This window comes from Agrobacterium vitis, assembly GCF_013337045.2.
Taxonomy (GTDB): domain Bacteria; phylum Pseudomonadota; class Alphaproteobacteria; order Rhizobiales; family Rhizobiaceae; genus Allorhizobium; species Allorhizobium vitis_B.
The window spans coordinates 73,192-94,967 of record NZ_CP118263.1; the positions used below are offsets into that span (position 1 = coordinate 73,192).

Consider the following 21,776-nt stretch of genomic DNA (forward strand, 5'->3'; position numbering starts at 1 on the left):
GAGAGGTAACTAAATGACTTGGGATCGTTTGTTACCTTCCCGGAAGGTTCTGCTCGCTATCAATTCCTGGTACGTTTTAGCATTGGTAGTTGCGGCTATATCTTTTGCGGTTCTGGCCATTGGACCCTGGAAAAATGAAAAAAGCAGTGAAGCGATTCTAACTGAGTTGCAGTCAATCGACGTCGATTGTGCGCTGCTCCAGCGGAACGTGTTGCGTGCTCACGCCGGCCTTCTTCGGAATTACCGTCCTCTTATCGTTCCTCTGGGGCGAGTGCGCTCGAGCATCGCAAATCTACAGCAGCTTTTTAAGAAGGCGCGTCTTGAAGATGTAGGGGAACTCTCCGAACTGCTTGCGCGACTGAAGTCCTCGATAAACACGACCGACGCGGCGGTTGCATCGTTCGGGGCGCAAAATGTGGTGTTCGAGGATTCATTGGCGACCTTTAATCAGTCAATAAGCTCGCTTCTGAGAACCTCGGATAGCCGAGATTTGAACGCAGCGAAGGTGCCTGAGCTGGGCTATTTAATGCTGCAGTTTTCGTTTCGACCAAACACCGAGCTCGCACTACAGATCACTCAAAGTCTAGACCAGCTTCAGATGTCGACGAACGCGGATAAGGTCGCTATTCAGGAGGTCGTCCGTAATGGAAGGGTTATCCTAGGCGTACTGCCGAGGTTGAATGAAACTGTAAAGCTGGTTCAGGCCTCTGGAACGTTCGAGAATACGAAGAAGTTGCAGCGGGCATACCTGGAAGCTGACAGCTTGGCCAGAGTGGTTGAGCAACGGGTACGAACATTTCTCGGTGCTGTTTCAGTATTCTTCTGCTTTGGGATAGTAATTCTGGTTCACAAATTGCGTCGACGAACCGACAGGTTGGCGAGACGCCTGGATTTTGAAGAAGTTATCAAGAAAATTGGGGTTTGCTTCGAAGATTCTACAGAAACAAAGCAGTCACTGAAATCCTCAGCGGAAGCCGCACTGGGAACTATTGAGAATTTTTTTGAAGCTAACCAGTGTGTGCTAGGGTTAGTGAACGTTACTGAAAACGAAATTGCCGAGACGTTTTCCGCAAGCGCGCCTCCGCCGAGCTGGAACGAGCGGCGGATCCGGAAAATTGTTTCTCTGGTCCAGGCCGACGAGCACGGATCGATCTTTCGAGACTATCCTGCCCGAAAGGCAAGTTGCTTTAATGAAGACGCCCCTGGCCGGTGGGCGTTGGTTGCGTTCAAGGTGTCCGATCGACTAGTTGCTGTTTTCGGCCTTAGGTTCGATCGAGACCCCGTGCAGCCAGCGTCAAGTGAAGTTCAACTTATGGAACTTGCCGCTGGCTGTGTCAGCCATTATGTGGTCATTCGGTGCAAGCAAACCCAGCGAGACATTCTTGAGCGTCGTTTGAAACATGCGGAACGGCTTGAAGCCGTTGGGACACTTGCAGGAGGCATAGCGCACGAATTCAACAACATTCTTGGGGTAATTCTCGGCTACGCCGAAATGGCACAAAACATTCTACACCGCCGCACTTACGCTCGACACTACATCGATCGCATCAATGCTGAAAGCAATCGAGCGAGACTGATTATTGATCAGATTCTTGCGCTTAGCCGGCGACGTGAACGGACAGCAAGGCCGTTCAACCTGTCGGCGTTGGTGAGGGAGATTGCACCTTCGTTACGTGTTGCGCTGCCTTCAGAGGTGGAGGTCGATTTCAATATTCAAAGCGCTCAGATGATTGTCGAAGGAAATCCGCTCGAAATTGAGCAGATACTGATGAACCTGTGTAAGAACGCCGCAGAGGCTTGTATAGGCTCCGGGCGTATCGAGGTCAGCGTCTATAGATCGTTTGTATGGAAGCATAAGGTACTTGCGAACGGCACGATACCCGCTGGCGATTACATCCTTCTTTCAGTTGAGGATAACGGTGGAGGCATAGGCGAAGCCGCATTGCCACATATTTTTGAGCCTTTTTTTACCACGCGCGCGCAATGCGGCGGCACTGGGCTGGGGCTCTCCACCGTGCACGGCCACGTCAGCGCAATGGCGGGTTTTGTCGATGTGATCTCAACTGTTGGCAGAGGTACGCGCTTCGACATTTATCTGCCAACTTCGGCGAAGAAGCCAGTGAATTCAGAGAGTTTTTTTGGACCTGAAAAAATACCGCTCGGTAGCGGAGAGATTGTCGCTGTGGTTGAACCCGATCCGGTGACGCTTGAAAGGTATGAGGAAACGATCGCGGCGCTCGGTTATGAGCCAGTCGGCTTTAACACGTTCAAAGGGCTGACTGACTGGGTTTTGGCAGGCAAAGAGGCAGATATTGTTCTGATTGATCATTCATCGTTTCTCGATGGAGAACGTGTAGGCTCCTGGGTCGCGACACTAGAAAAAGTGCCGATCATCATGATCGGGCAGCATCAAAAAAACGTTTCAATTTCGGCGGACGGCGAGGCATCTAACCACTTTTTGCAAAAACCGGTGTCATCCAAGGCTCTCGCCTATGTGGTTCGCGCGAATATCAGAACGGAATAAATGGACAGATTAAGGATGGGGTCGGCATAATTCGGGTAGAGATGCAACGCAATAAAGCTTTCAATGACGCACGAACTGGGTGGGATTCCGGATGACCCGAGATCTCCTGCGCTACGGCAGCGAGATGCCTCCAATGGCGTTGCTGAGACACTCAGGGGACAGCATTGTTGAATAGGCCGACTCGATCAATCTGCTGGTCGTGATTACTCGAATGATCCCGTATGCGCATTTATATGATCTGTTTTGACTGCACCGCCGTGACAGCCCCGCGAGATTTGTGACGTTTCTCGGTCAACGTCGGTTAAAACTCAAAACAAAGAGAAATGTGCTTCTCCGCAGCGGAACCAAAGAAGGCACGATTCGACAGCAATACCTGCCCCACGCAAACAATCCGCCCGACCGTCTCTTTTAGGTGAAATTGGCTCGTACTCAGCTCGGCCAACCAAACAAGCATCCATCAACGACGTCATTTGCTTCAAATGAAATCAATAACGAAAACATTAAAACCCAAGAGTAACAGATCCTTCCCATAGTCGCGATCGTTAGCGGTCACGTCATCTTGAGACTGCAGCGAAGATCAGTGCGAGACGTAGGAGATATAGAATGCTGAAGGCGGCAGGATCTTTCGGGATCATTTTTCTAATGGTCCAGCCAAGCGAGGCCGCGCCGCTCTCTCCGGCCGATTTCAGTCAGCTTGCTCGCGAATGCGCCCCTTCGGTTGCTCCATCTACGCTTGCAGCGATTGCCAAAGTCGAAAGCCGATCCGATCCACTCGTGCTTCATGACAATACTACCGATGAAACTCTTCACTGGACTGATCAGGCGGATGCCAGGCGAAGTGTGGAAGATCGTCTCGTAGCAGGGCATTCAATCGATGTCGGCCTTATGCAGGTGAACTCGAGCAATTTCGCGATGCTGGGTTTGACGTCTAGCAATGCATTTGAGCCCTGTGCGTCTCTATCAGCCGCGGCGCGACTGCTTGTACGGCACTTTACGGGCGGGAACACGGCGCAAGAAGAACAGCTCGCGCTTCGGCGAGCAATCTCGGCGTACAATACCGGCAATCTCAAGCGCGGCTTCACGAACGGATATGTGCGAAGGGTCGAGTTGGCGGCTCAGCAACTCGTGCCTCCACTAGCTCAGTCGGCGAAAAATCAAGATCATGATGAGCAGAGCCCAGAAGAACCGTGGAATGTCTGGCGTTCTTACGACAACACCCGCTCAGCAGGTGGGGCAGGCGGTTCATCTGGTTCGCCAGAGCCGCAGGAGCCGAATGAACACAGAACTCCGGAAGACGATCAAGTTTTTTGAATTGAGTAATGGAGATGTACCCTCATGGCATGCTTTGAAAAATACCGCGTGCGTTCGACGTTGCGTTGCCTCAGGGAGTTGGTTGTGCGCCTGGCGGTTACTTACCTGCCGAGCCTCAGCGGCGCGATCGGCTGGAGTTTGCTTTTCTCTGAGCCAGCCGCTGCACAAGCGGCGGGCGGAACCGATCCCGCCACCATGGTCAACAATATCTGCACCTTTATTCTTGGTCCGTTTGGTCAATCGCTCGCAGTTCTTGGCATCGTAGCCATCGGCATATCATGGATGTTCGGTCGAGCTTCTCTTGGTCTCGTAGCTGGCGTCGTCGGCGGGATCGTTATTATGTTTGGAGCCAGCTTTCTCGGCCAAACGCTCACCGGGGGCGGCGGATGAAGGACCGTCTCGAAGAAGCCACACTCTATTTAGCGGCGACGAGACCTGCATTGTTCTTTGGCGTGCCGCTTACGCTGGCTGGATTGTTCATGATGTTGGCTGGCTTTCTTATCGTTATTGTCCAGAATCCGCTCTACGAAATCGTTCTCTTGCCGCTGTGGCTTGGAGCCCGGCTCGTCGTAGAGCGCGACTACAACGCCGCAAGTGTGGTCTTTCTGTTTCTCCAGACGGCGGGGAGAAGTGTTGACAGCCATACGTGGGGCGGGGCGAGTGTCAGTCCCAACCCAATCAGAGTGCCGCCGCGAGGAAGAGGAATGGCGTGATGTTCGGAACAAATGGAGCGACCGAGCGATCTGGTGAAATCTACCTGCCTTACATTGGACACCTCAGCGACCATGTCGTCCTTTTGGAGGACGGCTCCATCTTGACCATGGCACATATCAGTGGTGTGCCCTTCGAACTGGAGGAGGTTGAAGTCCGAAATGCGCGCTGCCGTGCCTTCAACACGCTCTTTCGCAATATCGCCGACGACAACGTCTCGGTGTATGCCCATCTTGTCCGTCATAACGATGTGCAGGCACCGCCCCCAAGGCATTTTCGAAGCGGCTTCGCTTCGAACCTAAGCGAAACGTTCGAGCAACGTGTTCTCGCCGGCAAGCTTTTTCGGAACGACTACTTTCTCACACTCATGGTATATCCTCGCACTGCTCTCGGCAAAGTGGGAAGTAGGTTCACCAGGCTGTATGGGAAGAACGCTGGCGATCTTGCACATCAGATCCGGCATCTGGAGGACCTTTGGAATGTTGTCGCTGGCGCGCTTGATGCCTATGGTCTCCGCCGCCTTGGTATCCGAGAAAAAAACGAGGTGCTTTTCACGGAGATTGGTGAGGCCCTCCGGCTGATAATGACTTGTCGCTTTTCAGCGGTCCCCGTCGTTAGCGGTTCGCTTGGCGCCTCCATCTATACTGATCGAGTCATTTGCGGCAAACGTGCCTTAGAGATTCGAACGCCGAAAGATCACTACGTCGGATCAATTTTCTCATTCCGTGAATATCCCGCGAAGACGCGGCCTGGTATGCTCAACACGCTACTGTCCTCAAATTTTCCGCTGGTTTTGAGCCAGAGTTTCTCTTTTCTCACTCGCGCGCAGGCTCACGCCAAGCTCAGTCTTAAGTCAAACCAAATGACCAGCTCCGGTGACAAAGCAGTCACCCAGATTGGCGAACTCGCGCAAGCAGAGGACTCATTGGCAAGTAGCGAATTCGTGATGGGTTCGCATCATCTCAGTCTTTGCGTCTATGCCGACCATCTCCATACTCTTGCTGACCATGGGGCGAGCGCCCGAACAAGCCTGGCGGATGTAGGAGCGGTTATTGTCCAGGAGAGCATTGGAATAGAGGCTGCGTACTGGTCTCAGCTTCCAGGAAACAGCAGATGGCGTACGCGTCCTGGGGCTATCACCTCGCGCAACTTCGCAGGACTGGTCTCCTTCGAAAATTTCCCAGGCGGGAGGACTTCAGGCCATTGGGGTGGTGCCGTTGCACGCTTCCGGACGAACGGCGGGACTCCCTTCGACTATATTCCGCATGAGAACGACGTTGGCATGACGGCAATATTCGGGCCTATCGGTCGAGGAAAAACGACACTTATGACCTTTATCCTGGCGATGCTCGAGCAGAGCATAGCCAATCGCAGTGGCACGCTCGTCTTCTTCGATAAGGATCGTGGCGGTGAACTGCTGGTGCGCGCTACCGGAGGGACTTATCTCACGCTGCCTAGAGGTGTGCCAAGCGGCCTTGCACCTTTGCGCGGCCTGGAGAATACAGCATCGGCGCGCGATTTCCTCCGCGAGTGGATCGTGGCGCTGATTGAGAGCGACGGCAGGGGCGGAATTTCACCGGAAGAAAATCGCCGGTTAGAGCGCGGTATCCAACGGCAGTTATCGTTTGAGCCGAACATGCGGTCGCTTGTGGGCCTACGAGAATTCTTGTTGCACGGGCCGTCTGAAGGTGCAGGAGCCAGATTGCAGCGGTGGTGCCGGGGGAATGCGCTTGGCTGGGCGTTTGACGGCGAGTCTGATGAAGTGAAGCTAGATCCTTCGATTACGGGCTTCGATATGACTCACCTCCTTGAATATGAGGAGGTATGCGCGCCAGCCGCGGCATACCTTTTGCATCGAATAGGCGCCATGGTTGATGGCCGACGGTTCGTTATGAGCTGCGACGAGTTTCGCGCCTACCTGCTGAACTCGAAATTCGCAGCAGTCGTCGACAAGTTCCTGCTGACTGTTCGTAAGAATAACGGAATGCTAATTCTCGCGACACAGCAACCTGAGCACGTGCTTGATTCCCCGTTGGGCGCCAGCCTCGTCGCACAGTGCATGACAAAGATCTTCTATCCATCACCCACGGCCGACCGGTCCGCCTATATAGACGGGTTGAAGTGCACAGAGCGAGAATTTCAAGCTATCCGCGAGGACATGGCAGTCGGCAGTCGCAAGTTCCTGCTTAAGCGCGAGAGCGGAAGTGTCGTTTGCGAATTTGATCTTCGCGACATGCCCGAATACGTTGCTGTGCTGTCCGGGCGGGCCAATACGGTGCGTTTGGCGGAACAGTTGCGCGAGACCTATGGAGGGGATCCCTCTGCCTGGCTCGAAAAATTCATGACGCGCTACCATGAAGCACAGGATTGATCTGGAGATCGAAGTCATGAAAACCACGAAGCTTGCAATAAACGCACTATTCATATGCCTGCTTCTGTCGGGGACCGCCAGAGCACAGTTTGTTGTCAGTGATCCTCCGACGGAGGCCGAAACGCTGACAACGGCCATCAATACCGCGGCGAACCTCGAACAGTTGATCACGATGGTGACAATGTTGACATCGTCGTTTGGCGTCACCGGCCTGTTGTCCGCGCTCGATCAGAAGAACCAATATCCTTCTCCCAATCAACTCGACAGGGAAATGTTTTCGCCCCAGATGCCCGCTTCGACAACGGCGCGTGCGATCACCTTGGATGCCGACCGGGCAGTCGTGGGTAACGACGCTGAAGGAAGTCTCCTGCGCGAACAGATTGCGGGCGCTGCAAATGCTGCCGGTGTCGCTGCTGATAATTTGGATGCAATGGACAAGCGCCTTACGGCAAATTCTGAGACAGCGACCCAGCTCTCCCGTTCACGCAACATTATGCAGGCAACTGTCACCAACGGGTTGCTTCTCAAACAGATCCACGATGCAATTATCCAAAACATTCAGGCAACCAGCCTGTTGACGATGACCACAGCACAGGCGGGCCTGCACGAAGCTGAAGAGGCGGTGGCCCAACGAAAGGAACACCAGGCAACTGCGCTCATGTTTGGCGCGGCTTCGCTTCATTGAGCCCCTTGCTCCTCGTCCAGAAGCAGAGCCGACCTTTCCTACAGAAATCTAAGGCTGAATCCAGGTAAGGGCAAATGAATTTTAGCATTCCAGCGCCTTTCACGGCGATACACACGATTTTCGATCTCGCCTTTACAGTCGGACTGGACACTTTGCTTGGGGATATTCAACGGGCAGTGAGCGCACCTCTCGTGGCTTGCGTGACACTGTGGATCATAGTCCAGGGCATCCTTGTAATGCGTGGAGAGATGGAGGCACGCAGCGGCATTACTCGGGTTATCATGGTATCGATCGTCGGTGCCCTTGTCGTTGGGCAAGCAGACTATCATGATTACATCGCCTCGGTTTTCGAGGATACGATTCCAAACTTCATTCGGCGGTTCAGTGTCAGTGGTCTTCCTTTGGAGACCATCCCCGCCCAACTCGACACGATGTTCTCGCTAACACAGGTAGCCTTCCAGAAGATTGCTTCTGAGATCGGGCCGATGAACGACCAAGATATCCTCGCCTTTCAAGGCGCACAATGGATCTTCTACGGAACGCTTTGGACGGCGTTTGGAATTTACGATGCAGTCGGAATTCTCACCAAGGTGCTGCTGGCGATCGGCCCATTGTTCCTGGTGGGCTATCTCTTCGATCGCACCAGAGATATGGCAGCGAAATGGATCGGCCAACTTGTCACCTACGGGATACTTCTTTTTCTACTGAACATAGTGGCGACTATTGTGATTCTGACGGAAGCGACCGCGCTCGCAGTAATGTTGGGAGTGGTCACTTCTGCCGGCACGACCGCCGCCAAGATAATCGGCCTTTACGAGATCGATATGTTCTTCCTGACGGGAGATGCTCTGATCGTCGCACTTCCGGCAATCGCTGGAAATATTGGAGGTAGCTACTGGAGCGGTGCGACGCAAGCTGCAGGTAGCCTAAATCGCCATTTCGCCCGGGTAGTCCGCCGTTAGCTTAAGCCCCATGAATGGAGGAATCCTATGAGATATTGTCTGCTCTTTCTGATCCTCGGCCTGGCGTCTTGTCAATCACATGACCAGTTGGCGAGCCCCAAGGGGCCCATATTCCCGCTGAACGTCGGGCGATGGCAGCCTGCTCAGCCGGACCTTCAGCCTGGAAACGCGGGAGGAGCAAATGAAGGACCCTGAACATGCCCTGCTGGTAGAGCGGGAAGCATTGGCGGACCACTATAAGCAAGTACAAGCGTTTCAATCTGCGCGTGCCAAATCAGCTCGGCGAATTTCCAGAGCCTTGGGCGCTATGGCAATTGTCGCGGTCGTGGGAAATGTGGCGCAGGCTTTCGCTATCGCCACGATGGTCCCACTGAACAAACTTGTGCCAGTCTATCTGTGGGTACGCCCTGACGGTACGATTGACAGTGAAGTGTCTATTTCGCGCTTGCCTGCAACGCAGGAGCAAGCAGTTATTAATGCATCTTTGTGGGAGTATGTCCGTCTGCGCGAAGGCTATACGGCGGATACAGCCCAATATGCCTATGATCTGGTCTCGGACTTCAGTGCTCCAACTGTGCGCCAAGATTATCAGCAATTCTTCAACTATCCCAATCCAAGCTCGCCCCAAACCATAATCGGCAAGCGCGGAAAGCTGGAAGTCGACCATATCGGCTCAAATGAGATCATGCCGGGTGTGCAGCAGATCCGTTACAAACGCGCCCTCCTCATAGACGGGCAGACTCCCATAGTAACCACCTGGACCGCAACAGTCCGCTATGAAAAACTGACGAACTTGCCAAGCCGACTGAGGCTGACCAATCCAGGCGGTTTAATTGTCACCTCCTATCAAACCTCGGAAGATACGGTTTCGAACGCGACGCGGAGCCAGCAATGACCAAGCTTCTGTTTTTGGCACTGGCCTGTGTGCTTTTTGTTACGAGCGGGGCGAAGGCGGAAGACACGCCAGCGGTCGGCACCCAAGATCCACGAATGCGCTATCTCGCCTACAACCCTGATCAGGTTGTGCACCTTTCAACCGCTGTTGGGGCCACCGTGGTCGTAACATTCGGTGCCAACGAGACCGTGACAGCCGTCGCCGTTTCCAACAGCAAGGACCTCGCGGCTCTGCCCCGCGGCAATTATCTGTTCTTCAAGGCAAGCAAGGTCCTCCAGCCACAGCCCGTCATAGTGCTGACTGCAAGCGACGCAGGAATGCGGCGCTATGTTTTCAGCCTCACGACAAAGACGATGTCTCGTCTCGATAAAGAGACGCCCGATCTCTACTACAGCGTGCAATTCACTTATCCCGCCGATGCTGCCGCTGCTCGCCGAAAAGAGACAGAACAGAGAGAGCTGGCGGGCAGGCTAAGAGCGCAAACACAATACCAGCATCGAGCACAGGACTTGTTGGATCAGCCGACAGCAACCGGCGTCCCGGGTGCAAAAAATTGGAACTATGTTGCCCAAGGAAACCGTTCGCTGGGGCCGCTCGAGGTCTTCGACAACGGATCTACCACGACATTCCGCTTTCCCGGAAACGTGCGTGTACCTTCGATCTACGTCGTCAATCCAGATGGGAAGGAAGCCACTGCCAACTACTCAGTTAAAGGAGACTACGTGGAGGTCGCCTCGGTCGCCCGGGAGTGGCGTCTGCGGGACGGTCATACCGTGCTGTGCATCTGGAATAAAGCATATGACGCCATCGGACGAAAGACTGGGACTGGTACGGTCAGACCCGATGTAATGCGCGTGCTGAAGGGGGCGAGGCGATGAATGAAGTCAACTCTCAACCTGGAGCAGCTATAGATGCATCGGCATCTCTGGTCTCCGATCCTCATCGCCGACGTCTTTCGGGATCGCAGAAGCTTGTTGTTGCCGGTCTGGTTCTCGTACTGTCGTTGGGTCTGATTTGGCTTGGTGCGCGTCCAAAGAAAAAGACCGAGCCCTCTCCCCCAGACACAATGATCGACGCCAACACCAAGCCTTTTCGGCCGACGCCGATTGACATCCCCTCAAACCCTACGGCTTCCCAGCCAACCACTGAGGCAACCTCTCCGCCCGATCAACATCAGCGAGAACACAACGAAGTGCGGCCGGAAGAAACACCAATCTTTGCCTATAGCGGAAGTGATCAGAGTGACAAACCTACGCGGAACGCCGATATTCACAGCGACGGGGAGGATAATAGGAAATCCAGCTCATTACCGGAGTCTGAGGCGTCTGCTGAAAACGATCTTTCAATCCGCATGAACCCCACCGTGTTGGAACCCAGCCGTGCTGCGCTTTTGCCGCACCCCGATTTCACAGTTACGCAAGGGACGATCATTCCCTGCATACTGCAAACAGCCATTGATACAAACCTGGCAGGCTATGTAAAATGTGTGCTGCCCGGGGACATACGCGGAGCAACCGGCAATGTTGTGCTCCTGGATCGCGGCACGACCGTGGTGGGCGAAATCCAGCATGGGCTGCAACAGGGAGATGCCCGTGTTTTTGTTCTCTGGAATCGCGCCGAGACGCCGGCTCACGCCGTCGTTTCTCTTTTTTCTCCGGGTGCTGACGAACTTGGCCGATCCGGACTGCCAGGCACGGTCGACAACCACTTCTGGAAGCGTTTCGGTGGGGCTATGCTCCTGAGCGTCGTCCAGGGCGCCGTGCAAGCGGCAAGTCATTACGCTGGCAGTTCGGATGGCGGGACCAGCTTCAACAGTTTTCAAAATAACGGTGAACAAGCGGCCGACACAGCCCTGAGGGCGACCATAAACATTCCCCCAACCTTGAAGAAGAATCAGGGTGATACCGTCTCCATCTTCGTAGCACGGGACCTGGATTTCTCAGACATCTACCAGCTTCACATAACTGGTGGATTGGCGAAGAGTTGGCATCGGCGTTAATTCTCAGATAGCCAAAGCATCGGAGATGCACACATGGCAGTAAATCCGCAATTGCGCTTCCTTCTCAATCCCGTCTTGAAATGGCTCGATGATCCGAAGACTGAAGAAGTGGCGATAAATCGGCCTGGGGAAGCATTTGTACGCCAGGCAGGGGTTTTCACTAAGTTCTCTTTACCCCTCTCTTATGATGATCTCGAAGATATCGCCATTTTAGCGGGCGCATCGCGCAAACAAGATGTCGGCTCGCGCAATCCTCTTTGCGCCGCTGAACTCCCCGGCGGCGAACGAATACAAATTTGTTTGCCGCCAACGGTCCCATCGGACACGGTGAGCTTGACGATTCGACGGCCAAGCATTCGCGTTTCGGGACTGGGCGAAGTCTCGTCTCGTTACGATGCTCGCCAGTGGAACAAGTGGCGGATGCGGAAAACGTGCCAAGATCGACAAGACGAAGATATTCTTCGACACTACGACAGCGGCGATCTGGAATCATTCTTGCGTGCATGCGTCGTCGGTAAGTTGACAATGTTGCTTTGCGGTCCCACTGGAAGTGGCAAGACAACAATGAGCAAGACCTTGATCAGTGCTATTCCGCCGCAAGAAAGGCTGATCACCATTGAAGATACGCTCGAACTCGTCATTCCCCATGAGAATCATGTCAGGCTGCTCTACTCCAAGAATGGGGTCGGACTGGGTGCTGTGACTGCGGAACAACTGCTCCAGGCAAGTCTTCGGATGCGGCCTGATCGAATACTGCTGGGTGAGATGCGTGACGATGCCGCGTGGGCCTACCTGAGTGAAGTCGTCTCAGGACATCCCGGGTCGATTTCAACCATACATGGGGCAAATCCCGTCCAAGGCTTCAAAAAGCTGTTTTCGCTGGTGAAGAGCAGCGCCCAGGGGGCCAGCTTGGAAGATCGCACGCTAATCGACATGCTCGCAACGGCAATTGATGTCATCGTCCCGTTCCGCGCCTACTGCGATGTCTACGAAGTTGGCGAAATATGGCTCGCGGCCGATGCCCGCCGGCGCGGCGAAACGATAGGAGATCTTCTAAACCAGCACTAGATATCCATGCCAAAATCCTGGCTCCGCCTTTTGCAGCGTCAAGTCGGAGCAACCTTTGTCATCAAACTGAAACAAGCCGTTAGCATTGTCATGCGCGGTTTAGCCGAAAATTTGCCGAAGTATCCGTATAGCGAGAGAAAATTGACGAGCGGTACGATGCGTACAGCCTTTGCTTGTCTAGATACTGTGAGTTCCACAGAATCGGGAATTGAAAGGTAAACTGTTGAAACACGTTCTTGTCATCGATGACGATGCCGCCATGCGCCATCTTATCACTGAGTGTCTTACGGTCCACGCGTTGAAGGTCACTGCCGTATCAGACAGTCAACAATTCAACCGCGTAATGTCGTCTGAGACGGTCGACGTGGTCGTCGTCGATCTCAATTTAGGGCGTGAAGACGGACTTGAGATCGTCCGCAGTCTGGCCACAAAATCCGATGTTCCGATTATAATCATCAGCGGCGATCGCCTTGAGGAGGCAGACAAAGTTGTTGCGCTCGAACTGGGGGCAACCGATTTTATCGCAAAACCTTTTGGAACACGCGAGTTCCTGGCGCGCCTCCGTGTTGCGTTGCGCGTGCGACCCAATGTGGTGCGAACCAAAGACCGGCGCTTGTTTTGTTTCGCTGACTGGACACTTAGTCTCAGGCAACGCCGTTTGATGTCCACACAGGGTAGCGAGGTGAAACTTACCGCAGGGGAGTTCAATCTTCTCGTCGCTTTCCTTGAAAAGCCAGGTGATGTCCTGTCCCGTGAGCAGCTTCTCATCGCGTGTCGCGTGCGTGAGGAGGAAGTATATGACAGGAGCATTGATGTTCTCATATTGAGGCTGCGCCGGAAACTTGAGCGGGATTCGACAAACCCAAAGTTGATCAAAACAGCGCGGGGTGCCGGCTATTTTTTTGACGCGGATGTGAATATCTCTTACGGCGGGGTAATCGCCGCCTGACGGACCCGAATTTTCGCGTTATCGTAGTGTGTCACAATTCGCTTGGTTGATCCGACTGCCAGGGACAAACTTTCCTGGCCACACCTGCAAACGATCCGCCTTCGGGCGGCCTGTCGCGTCATTCTTAAGAGGTCAACGGCGGGTCTTTTCGCCAGCAAAGAAGGATGCCAGCGCCGCAGTGGCGAGCTTCTGTCCGAAGGCCCGCGCGGTCTCTAGTCCCACGGGATCAAAATGACTGCGAGCGACTTGGAGCAGCGACACCGGGAACATACGGGAGGTCTGAACAAGGATGGACTTTTCAGGGGTGATATCACGGACCGGATAGCTTTTCGGCGCGGCACGAAACGATCCATCGGCCAGCATTATCTCGAAATCGCTGAGCGCTCGGCGCAAGATCATTTGCAGCGATTTGCAAGGGCTGTATTGACGGATAAGGTTGTCATAAACCGCCGATACATCTGGCGCAGGCGGACGGGCCGAAAGAAACACTTGTACCTTCTCGGAACCTGCAGGCGCGCTAAGGGCATCGACCGTAGGCGTTGGATGCTGATCGGGATGATCATGTCTGGTTGCGGCTGGCCGACTTTGACGCGGCGCCAGATCGATATCGGTGGAAAACTGCGAAACGGCCAAGTTGGGGGCTGCTATCGGCAGGAGAGGCCGTACTGTCTCGGTTCGAGCAACAGCAAGCTGCCTAGCCTTCTCTACCGACAAAACGGGTTTGCGAATTCCCATTTTCAGGTCTCCAAGGCATCGCCGATCAAGTGTGAAAGGACGACGAGTTCATCCATTGCGATCCTGAGGTTCCGCTCGATGAGGCGCATCGTTGGATCGGTTTTCGTATTCAGCAGCGTTAGATGCAACATGCCCCGTTCTTTCATCGCCGCGAATGCATCTCTCTCGTGCATGGGCGACTGAACGACGGGGAGGTTCTCTAGCATGTCTGACATTGCCCGTTGCGAGGCGGTGAGGCGGCCGACCGGCATGCGCTGGCGTAACACGGCCGTTGGAATCGTCAGGTTCTCGCTCAACAAGAGCTCGATCACATAGCGATAAGTTGAAAGTGCTTCATCAACATCAAGCGGCGTTAACATAGTCGGGATCAAAAGCATGTCTGAGCTAGCGATAATCGTATTGTTGAGTTCGCTCGAACCACCATGTGTATCCGCTAGCGCATAGTCGAAACCCTGGCGCTCGGCCTCCTCATATCCCGCTTCGAGAAGCGACATTTCCTCTGCGCTATAAACTTCACAGAGAGGATCCCAAGTGTTGCTTCGTATAGCATTTTCCTTCCATCGCCTGAGTGGTCGGTTCTCGTCCGCGTCCAATAGAGCCACTCGTCGACCGCTGTTTGCAAAGGCGGCACAGAGACCCATAAGCGCAGTCGTTTTGCCAGCGCCTCCCTTGAATGAGCAAAATGTAAGTAGTTTCATGTGATTCCTGCCGTATCGCGGGTGATGACAAATTGTATTTCTGTTGGTTCATGTATTCGCACGAATAGCATGAAAGGTATGCTGGTTCACGCGATTTTATATTTCAGATTCGTTTCATATAAATTGCAGATGTAACGATAGACTATGCAGTATTCCTCTTTTATTCTTGATTGCGATCGTTTTGAGCACTAGTTATTGACTTTGCCAACGCGGTGGTTCCGCGAAAAAACTAGATCTTTCCATCCTTCAGTGGAGGAAGCTATGTCGCAAAACAGCACGCCCACCTCGAATGGCGTCGCCACCGCCTCGTATGAAAGTGTGAAGATTGAGAGCTTCAAAGTCGTGAGCGCGCGTTTGCGATTGGCCGAGTACGAGAGTTTTTCCAGCCAGGCACGGTTGCTCGGGCTCTCCGACAGTATGGCCATACGAGTCGCGGTACGCCGCATTGGCGGCTTCCTCGAAATTGAAGCCGAGACCCGTCAGAAAATGGAGGCAATACTTCATTCAATAGGAACGCTTTCAAACAATATCTCGGCGCTGCTTTCCGCCTATGCCGAACGTCCGGAAATGGATTTGGAGGCTCTGCGAGATGAACGCATCGCTTTCGGTATGGCTTTCGCTGATCTCGATGGCTTGCTCCGTTCCATCTTATCCGTATCACGACGACGGATAGATGGGTGCTCAATGCTTAAAGATGCTCCGCAGCATTGATGTTGCGCCTGCTTAGGAGGGTGCGGGATGGCCGATCCAGCTCAGGTTGTCATTCGAATTGTGCCTAGGGGCGGAACTAAAACCATTCAGCAGGTTATTAATCAGTGGGAATATCTCTCCAGGAAGGGCAAGTTGGAGCTCCGGCTCTCAGCCCGGCACCTCGATATTCCGCTACCGCCTGATCAAATTACCAGGTTTGCTCGGAGCTGGGTTCTGGAGACCGGAAATTATGACGAGAGCCTGCCGGACGAGCAAAGGCAACAGGACTTAACCACGCACATTATCGTAAGCTTCCCCCCAGGTACGGATCCTACGTCGGCTCATGCAGCAAGCCGCGAATGGGCGGCCGACATGTTTGGGTCAGGCAATGGTGGCGGCCGCTACAACTATCTTACAAGCTTTCATACAGATCGCGATCATCCGCATCTGCATGTCGTGGTCAACCGACGGGAGCTTTTTGGGCGGGAATGGCTGAAAATATCCCGACGCCACCCCCACCTCAATTACGACGCATTGCGTGTCAGGATGGCAGAGATATCGCTTCGCCACGGCATTGTTCTTGACGCAACCTCGCGAGCAGAACGTGGCATTACCGAGCGGCCAATCACGTATGCAGAATATCGCCGTATCGAGCGCGAACAGGCCGAACAAGATCGTTTCGAGGATTTTGATGTCGAATCGTGGTCGCCGGGAGGAACTCACCGGGAACTGAAACGATCTTTCGATTCTTCGCACGGTGAGCCACTCCCAAATATGCCAGAAGGCTCGGCACGAAACGGGCGTCTGCAGTCGGCGTCTGGCTACGATGCTCAACCGCGCAGCTCTGAAGCCGATGGGCGCGATCACAATTTGAAGAACGGCTCTCCCAGTGTCGCCGGAGACACCGGGCGGAACCTTGAGGGGCGTTCTGGTCCTCGCCGCCTGGCAATAGAACCCGTCACGCGCACAACAAGCAAACGTGACGATCGGCAACGGCTTCATCCAAAACGGTCTCGCCGTGACGAGGAAGAGCAGAGCGGCGCAAAGCGCATTAGGGTGAACAATCTTGAGGCGGGGAGGGCCCACACCGGCGTAGGGGAGGACCGGGACGATCCGGATACATCGCCGATAGAGCCTGTTGAATCAACTCCTCTGCGGGCCCCTGGACAGACCAACAGCGCAGCAGACCTGTTGCCGCCTCCAGCCGATCGGCCGCGGCAGGGAGAACCAAATTCTAAGCGTCCACGCGATGATGACGCCGAACCGAGCGTTCGCAAGCGTGCAAGAGATGGGCGCAGCCAGGATGGATGAGACATCGAAGGTGGAAAGGAACTAAATTATGGCAGACGAAGAGTTCCGTCGAGACTTCAGCAGCTCCGCTCCCGTGACTTCGAATAGCCCAGGAGCCAGAACTGTACCAGTCCCGCTCACACCACGATCGACCGCTGTCCGACAAGACGGCACGGACCCCATGACAACAACTGGTTTCTCACGATCACCAATTTCTGGCGGCCTACCCGACCTTCCGGGTACTTCAACCGCAAATCAGGGGCCAGCAGCCCATGTCCGGAATACCCATGCCGGAATCCCACTGAGATCAACCGAGGCTCCCGCGGGCGGACCTGCAGATTTACCGATGAGCGAACGGTATCTTCGTGCGACAAGGCAATACTTGCGTGAGACTGAACAGGAATACGCCGCCGAAGGCCGCCGCGAAGCGACTCCATCGTCACGTTTTCGCAAAGGAGGAACAAAGCGATCACGCGAAGATGAGCAGTCTGGTGACGATAGTGAATCCGTTGCGAAGCAGCGCGCCCCCTCAGAAAACGAGATCAATATGATTGCAAGACCTCTGACTGTGGAGGAAGGCGCGACTACGGCGCCCAGGTCGCAAGGGTCGCACGCGTCTGTGATGGGGCTGGATGATCTCGAGGAGATTGAAGAGAGTTATTCGGAACCTCAACATGAAATTTCGACGCTTCCTGTTGACACAACCACGTTGGTTTCAAGTCTGGACACCGTCATTGCAGGAGAGGGGCAACCTGAAGAAACATTCGACGCTGCGCCATACGCGATCGAAGACGACAGGGATAATGAGGGGGCGGCTAACAGCGTTCCGTCGACTCCACAACTTTCCTCATGGCCGGGGTTAGATGACCTTCATGAGTTTGACGATAGTGCTTCGCCTTATGGACACAGTACTCAGAGTTTTCCTGCTAACATAGCCGCTGGGGATTCAAGCACTGACGCAGGGTCCCCCAGCATTGCAAGCACCCAAATCCTCGAAGACGTTAACACTGACGATTCCGACGAGCGGAACGAGCTCGATGGCCAAACAGTTTCAGGATCGATCCATGAAAGTTCGGTTCAAGCTGTGAGGCCGCGGCAAGAGCGCTTCGATGACTTCCCCGATTTGACCGACGAGGAACTGGCTAGAATCGACGCACTATCTGAAACTCGCACCACTTCGAAGGGGAATTCTGCATCCGATATTCATGCGGTCATGCCGGATAATGTTCTCTCGCGAGTGGATTTTGCTGTGGGTGCCGACGAGCTGCGTGCAATCCCTGCGGTCCATCGGGAGGGTTCTCGGCTCGAGTTGAACCCACCAGAAGGAAAGTTCGATGACTTCCCCGATTTGACCGATGAGGAACTGGCGAGAATCGACGCACTATCTGAACCTCGCACCACTTCGAAACGGGATGTTGCACCCAATATTCATCCGGTCATGCCGGATAATGTTCTCTCGCGAGTGGATTTTGCTGCGGGTGCCGACGAGCTGCGTGCAAGCCCTGCGGTCCATCGGGAGGGTTCTCGGCTTGAATTTAGCCCACCAGAAGCAAAATCCGATGACTTCCCCGATTTGACCGACGAGGAACTGGCTAGAATCGACGCACTATCTGAAACGCATTCCAAGAGACCTCGCTCCGCGCGGGATGTTACAGGCGATTTCCATGGGGTCAGCTTGAATGAGGCTTTCGAGAAAGTGGGTTCGCCCACTATTGCCCCGGAAACGAGCATCGAACGCGCGCCTGGATCATCACAAGCGATCCGCAAGGACCTTCCTGGCTTGAGCACCGTAGAGCCCTCGCATATCAGCGAAGCATCGCGTGTTAACATAGCTTTTGAAAAGGGGAAACAAAAGGTCGCGTTAGGAGATGAGGTTCGGCCAGACCTCAGCACGTCCCAAGCTTACCAGCCGCGGCACCCGTCAACCCATACGATTTTTGATGCTGAACATATTGGTGATAACCTGCTGATCGGGAACGAGCCAGTTCCCCCGTGGCCCCATCCGTGGGAGCATGTCGTGCTCTTTGAGACATGCCGACAAATATTTGAAAGAAAAGGGAAGTGGCCCATTGCGGAGGACTTGGACAACAGTGTGATCCTGGTCAAAAAAGTGGATGGCGCACAAACATCTTATATGCCCCGAAATCAGCTTCTTTTGCATCTCGGTCCCCAAAAGTATCTCGAACGAATGAAGGCGCTCGGTCTTTCCGAGAACACTTTCAGCAGGCTGAAGACCGATAGGCAATATCACTATAATACACCTGCTGGACCACGAGTCAGCGATCATGACTATGAGTTCCCGCTACAGGCAGGTGTGCACAATCCGGAGGTGATGGTTCAGCATCGTGGTGGAACCTTCTTTGCGTTTTGGCCAAAGCTCCTCAGGCTGGAAAAACTTGCCACTGTGACGAACACGTATGGCACGGAGAATGTTTGGCTCAAATCACCAGACAACGCTTACATGACGCCGGCGACGTATAATTCCAGAGCGGCGGATGGCGCCGAAGACCTTTTTGCCAAGTTCATACATCCCGCTCATGTCTTCGACCACGCCGATAACCCTGAAACTTCAAGCGTAAAAAATGTCCGCGACATCATGCCCGGCGCAAATCGCGCGCAACCTACCGATCGCACCGGGGCGCAATCCGTGGGTCGCAGCGGACACAGCCGCGACGCGCCGCTTGATACGAGGGAATCCCGTATGCGTGAAGACTATGGGCGGTAGTTTCAGCTATCCGCACAACAAGTTGCCCTTTCCGATAGGGGATCGAAGCGTGGTCACGTGATGAATTCAGGCAAGTACACGCCAATACGCCTAGCTATAAGCATAGTATGTTCACTGGTCGCTGGGTTTTGCGCGGCAAGTCTCTATGCAACATTCCGCCATGGCTTTACTGGCGAAGCGATGATGACGTTCAGCGTTTTCGCGTTCTTGTACGAGGCACCACCTTATTTGGGATACGCAAGCCCCATCTTCTATCACGGATTGGCGATTATATTTGCCACCTCCGCGTTCATACTGCTGTGCCAACTATTCCTATCGATGCGCGATCCCGAGCATCACGGAACTGCTCGCTGGGCCGGGGTTGGCGAAATGCGATACGCCGGCTACCTCCAGCGATACAGTCGCATCAAGGGCCCCATCTTCGGAAAGATATGTGGGCCGCGCTGGTTCGGAAGCTATCTAACCAATGGAGACCAACCTCACAGCCTTATTGTCGCGCCAACCCGCGCCGGTAAGGGCGTTGGCGTCGTTATTCCGACATTGCTAACCTTTCAGGGCTCGGTGATTGCTTTGGATGTGAAGGGTGAGCTTTTTGAACTCACGTCGCGAGCGCGTAAATCGAGCGGCGACGCGGTTTTCAAGTTCTCACCGTTAGATCCAGAGCGGCGAACGCACTGCTACAATCCTGTACTGGATATCGCCGCGTTGCCACCCGAGCGGCGCTTTACCGAAACGCGCCGCCTCGCCGCCAATCTTATCACAGCCAAGGGCAAGGGAGCAGAAGGTTTCATTGACGGCGCAAGGGATCTTTTCGTTGCAGGCATCCTGAGCTGCATTGAGCGCGGCACACCCACAATCGGTTCCGTTTACGACCTATTTGCTCAGCCGGGCGAGAAATACAAGCTTTTTGCTAAACTCGCGGAGGAAACCCAAAACAAAGAGGCTCAGCGCATATTCGACAACATGGCAGGAAATGACACCAAAATTCTGACATCCTATACATCGGTGCTCGGCGACGGCGGGCTCAATCTTTGGGCCGATCCGCTGGTCAAAGCAGCGACAAGTCAATCCGATTTTTCCGTTTACGACCTACGTCGGAAGAGGACCTGCATTTATCTTTGTGTCAGCCCAAATGATCTTGAGGTCGTAGCGCCGTTGATGCGCCTCCTCTTTCAGCAGGTTGTGTCAATCCTTCAGCGAACGCTGCCTGTTAAGGATGAACGGCATGAGGTCCTGTTTCTCCTCGACGAGTTCAAGCATTTGGGCAAGCTGGAAGCGGTGGAAACGGCAATCACCACGATTGCCGGTTATAAGGGCCGCTTCATGTTTATTATACAGAGTCTGTCGGCCTTGACCGGAACTTATGATGAGGCCGGCAAGCAAAATTTCCTCAGCAATACGGGCGTGCAGGTATTCATGGCTACGGCTGACGACGAGACACCAACCTACATTTCTAAAGCTATCGGCGAATACACGTTCCAGGCTCGCTCAACGTCATACAGCCAAGCTCGCATGTTTGATCATAACATCCAGATCTCCGATCAGGGTGCTCCTCTTTTGCGACCCGAACAAGTCCGCCTGCTCGACGACAACTACGAAATAGTCCTTATCAAGGGCCAGCCTCCTCTCAAACTCCGGAAGGTGCGATATTATTCCGATTTCATGTTGAAGCGGATTTTCGAAAGCCAAGCGGGTTCCCTTCCCGAGCCCGCATCTTTGATGCTCCCGGAAGACACGAATCTCTTTGGCGACAATCTCAGTCAACGAGCAACTGGCACCACTATGCTAGAGGCGGTGCAGATCGAACCGACAGACTATGGAGAAGCCGATACTTCCCTGAGTAAAACCATGGTTGATGGAGAGGATAGTGTCGCAATTGGGATGGAGGTTTACCCTGGGTCAAACGAAGTTGGTGACATTGGCGAGTGCAGCGGTTCCGCCGCCGCCGAACCTGTGTCCGAGATGCCTCCGGAAATAGCTCCAGCACTATTGGCGCAACGCGAGCTCCTCGAGCAGATCATTTCGCTCCAGCGACGCGGTGAAATTGCGCCTGACACTTGAAATGCGTTGTGACGACATTTCCGATCGAGCCTTGTGAGCGCCGTTAGATGCCAGTTCGTGAATTCATGACCAACGAAGTTTGCAGATTGATGAAACATCGCC

19 protein-coding genes are annotated in these 21,776 nt (G+C 54.1%); 17 read left to right on the forward strand and 2 right to left on the reverse strand.

The window, feature by feature from the left end:
* The first annotated feature begins 13 nt into the window (after nt 1-13).
* The 13 genes from G6L01_RS27710 to virG all read left to right on the forward strand — a co-directional run bounded on the left by G6L01_RS27710 (nt 14) and on the right by virG (nt 13,475).
* Nucleotides 14-2,524, forward strand: coding sequence for a two-component system VirA-like sensor kinase (locus G6L01_RS27710; RefSeq protein ID WP_060716571.1), 2,511 nt, complete (start codon nt 14-16; stop codon nt 2,522-2,524).
* 603 nt (nt 2,525-3,127) lie between these two features.
* Nucleotides 3,128-3,835, forward strand: coding sequence for a type IV secretion system lytic transglycosylase VirB1 (locus G6L01_RS27715; protein ID WP_060716572.1), 708 nt, complete (start codon nt 3,128-3,130; stop codon nt 3,833-3,835).
* A 24-nt stretch (nt 3,836-3,859) separates the two neighbouring features.
* Complete coding sequence (gene virB2 / locus G6L01_RS27720) at nt 3,860-4,225, forward strand: pilin major subunit VirB2 (protein WP_060716573.1); 366 nt, start codon at nt 3,860-3,862, stop codon at nt 4,223-4,225.
* Entirely contained in the window at nt 4,222-4,548 is a 327-nt protein-coding gene (locus G6L01_RS27725) for a type IV secretion system protein VirB3 (RefSeq protein WP_060716574.1), read from the forward strand. Before virB2 ends, G6L01_RS27725 begins: the two co-directional genes overlap by 4 nt.
* On the forward strand, nt 4,548-6,917 hold the full coding sequence (virB4, locus tag G6L01_RS27730) for a type IV secretion/conjugal transfer ATPase VirB4 (RefSeq protein WP_060716575.1): 2,370 nt from the start codon (nt 4,548-4,550) through the stop codon (nt 6,915-6,917). The genes G6L01_RS27725 and virB4 overlap by 1 nt, the downstream gene beginning before the upstream one ends.
* 16 nt (nt 6,918-6,933) lie before the next feature.
* Nucleotides 6,934-7,602, forward strand: a complete 669-nt coding sequence (virB5, locus tag G6L01_RS27735; protein ID WP_060716607.1) for a pilin minor subunit VirB5 — start codon at nt 6,934-6,936, stop codon at nt 7,600-7,602.
* Between the two features lie 74 nt (nt 7,603-7,676).
* Entirely contained in the window at nt 7,677-8,564 is an 888-nt protein-coding gene (locus G6L01_RS27740; RefSeq protein ID WP_070167485.1) for a type IV secretion system protein, read from the forward strand.
* A 27-nt stretch (nt 8,565-8,591) separates the two neighbouring features.
* A complete protein-coding gene (locus G6L01_RS27745) occupies nt 8,592-8,759 on the forward strand; it encodes a type IV secretion system lipoprotein VirB7 (protein ID WP_081088913.1) in 168 nt (55 codons plus the stop codon).
* Nucleotides 8,746-9,459, forward strand: coding sequence for a type IV secretion system protein VirB8 (locus tag G6L01_RS27750; RefSeq protein ID WP_060716577.1), 714 nt, complete (start codon nt 8,746-8,748; stop codon nt 9,457-9,459). Before G6L01_RS27745 ends, G6L01_RS27750 begins: the two co-directional genes overlap by 14 nt.
* Nucleotides 9,456-10,337 (forward strand): P-type conjugative transfer protein VirB9, encoded by an 882-nt coding sequence (gene virB9 / locus G6L01_RS27755; protein WP_060716578.1) that lies wholly within the window; start codon nt 9,456-9,458, stop codon nt 10,335-10,337. The genes G6L01_RS27750 and virB9 overlap by 4 nt, the downstream gene beginning before the upstream one ends.
* On the forward strand, nt 10,334-11,458 hold the full coding sequence (gene virB10 / locus G6L01_RS27760) for a type IV secretion system protein VirB10 (protein WP_070167484.1): 1,125 nt from the start codon (nt 10,334-10,336) through the stop codon (nt 11,456-11,458). The genes virB9 and virB10 overlap by 4 nt, the downstream gene beginning before the upstream one ends.
* Before the next feature lie 33 nt (nt 11,459-11,491).
* Nucleotides 11,492-12,526: a P-type DNA transfer ATPase VirB11 gene (virB11, locus tag G6L01_RS27765; RefSeq protein WP_070167483.1), complete on the forward strand. Its 1,035-nt coding sequence runs from the start codon at nt 11,492-11,494 to the stop codon at nt 12,524-12,526.
* Nucleotides 12,527-12,785: 259 nt separating this feature from the next.
* Nucleotides 12,786-13,475, forward strand: coding sequence for a two-component system response regulator VirG (gene virG / locus G6L01_RS27770; protein ID WP_070149667.1), 690 nt, complete (start codon nt 12,786-12,788; stop codon nt 13,473-13,475).
* 132 nt (nt 13,476-13,607) lie between these two features.
* Here virG and G6L01_RS27775 read toward each other — a convergent pair whose 3' ends face one another.
* Both G6L01_RS27775 and G6L01_RS27780 read right to left on the reverse strand, forming a co-directional pair.
* Nucleotides 13,608-14,210 (reverse strand): conjugal transfer protein VirC2, encoded by a 603-nt coding sequence (locus tag G6L01_RS27775; RefSeq protein ID WP_070149663.1) that lies wholly within the window; start codon nt 14,208-14,210, stop codon nt 13,608-13,610.
* Nucleotides 14,211-14,212: 2 nt separating this feature from the next.
* On the reverse strand, nt 14,213-14,908 hold the full coding sequence (locus G6L01_RS27780; RefSeq protein WP_060716582.1) for a conjugal transfer ATPase VirC1: 696 nt from the start codon (nt 14,906-14,908) through the stop codon (nt 14,213-14,215).
* Nucleotides 14,909-15,169: 261 nt separating this feature from the next.
* Here G6L01_RS27780 and virD1 point away from each other — a divergent pair, with 261 nt between their 5' ends.
* The 4 genes from virD1 to virD4 all read left to right on the forward strand — a co-directional run bounded on the left by virD1 (nt 15,170) and on the right by virD4 (nt 21,674).
* Nucleotides 15,170-15,619 carry a T-DNA border endonuclease subunit VirD1 gene (virD1, locus tag G6L01_RS27785; RefSeq protein WP_060716583.1) on the forward strand — a complete coding sequence of 150 codons (450 nt, stop codon included), beginning with the start codon at nt 15,170-15,172 and terminating at the stop codon, nt 15,617-15,619.
* Nucleotides 15,620-15,646: 27 nt separating this feature from the next.
* Nucleotides 15,647-16,909, forward strand: a complete 1,263-nt coding sequence (locus tag G6L01_RS27790; RefSeq protein ID WP_081088915.1) for a relaxase/mobilization nuclease domain-containing protein — start codon at nt 15,647-15,649, stop codon at nt 16,907-16,909.
* A 325-nt stretch (nt 16,910-17,234) separates the two neighbouring features.
* Nucleotides 17,235-19,613, forward strand: coding sequence for a hypothetical protein (locus G6L01_RS27795; RefSeq protein WP_060716585.1), 2,379 nt, complete (start codon nt 17,235-17,237; stop codon nt 19,611-19,613).
* A gap of 60 nt (nt 19,614-19,673) precedes the next feature.
* The gene (virD4, locus tag G6L01_RS27800; protein ID WP_060716586.1) at nt 19,674-21,674 is read left to right on the forward strand and encodes a type IV secretion system ATPase VirD4; all 2,001 of its coding nucleotides are present in this window, start codon (nt 19,674-19,676) and stop codon (nt 21,672-21,674) included.
* Nucleotides 21,675-21,776 lie beyond the last annotated feature (102 nt).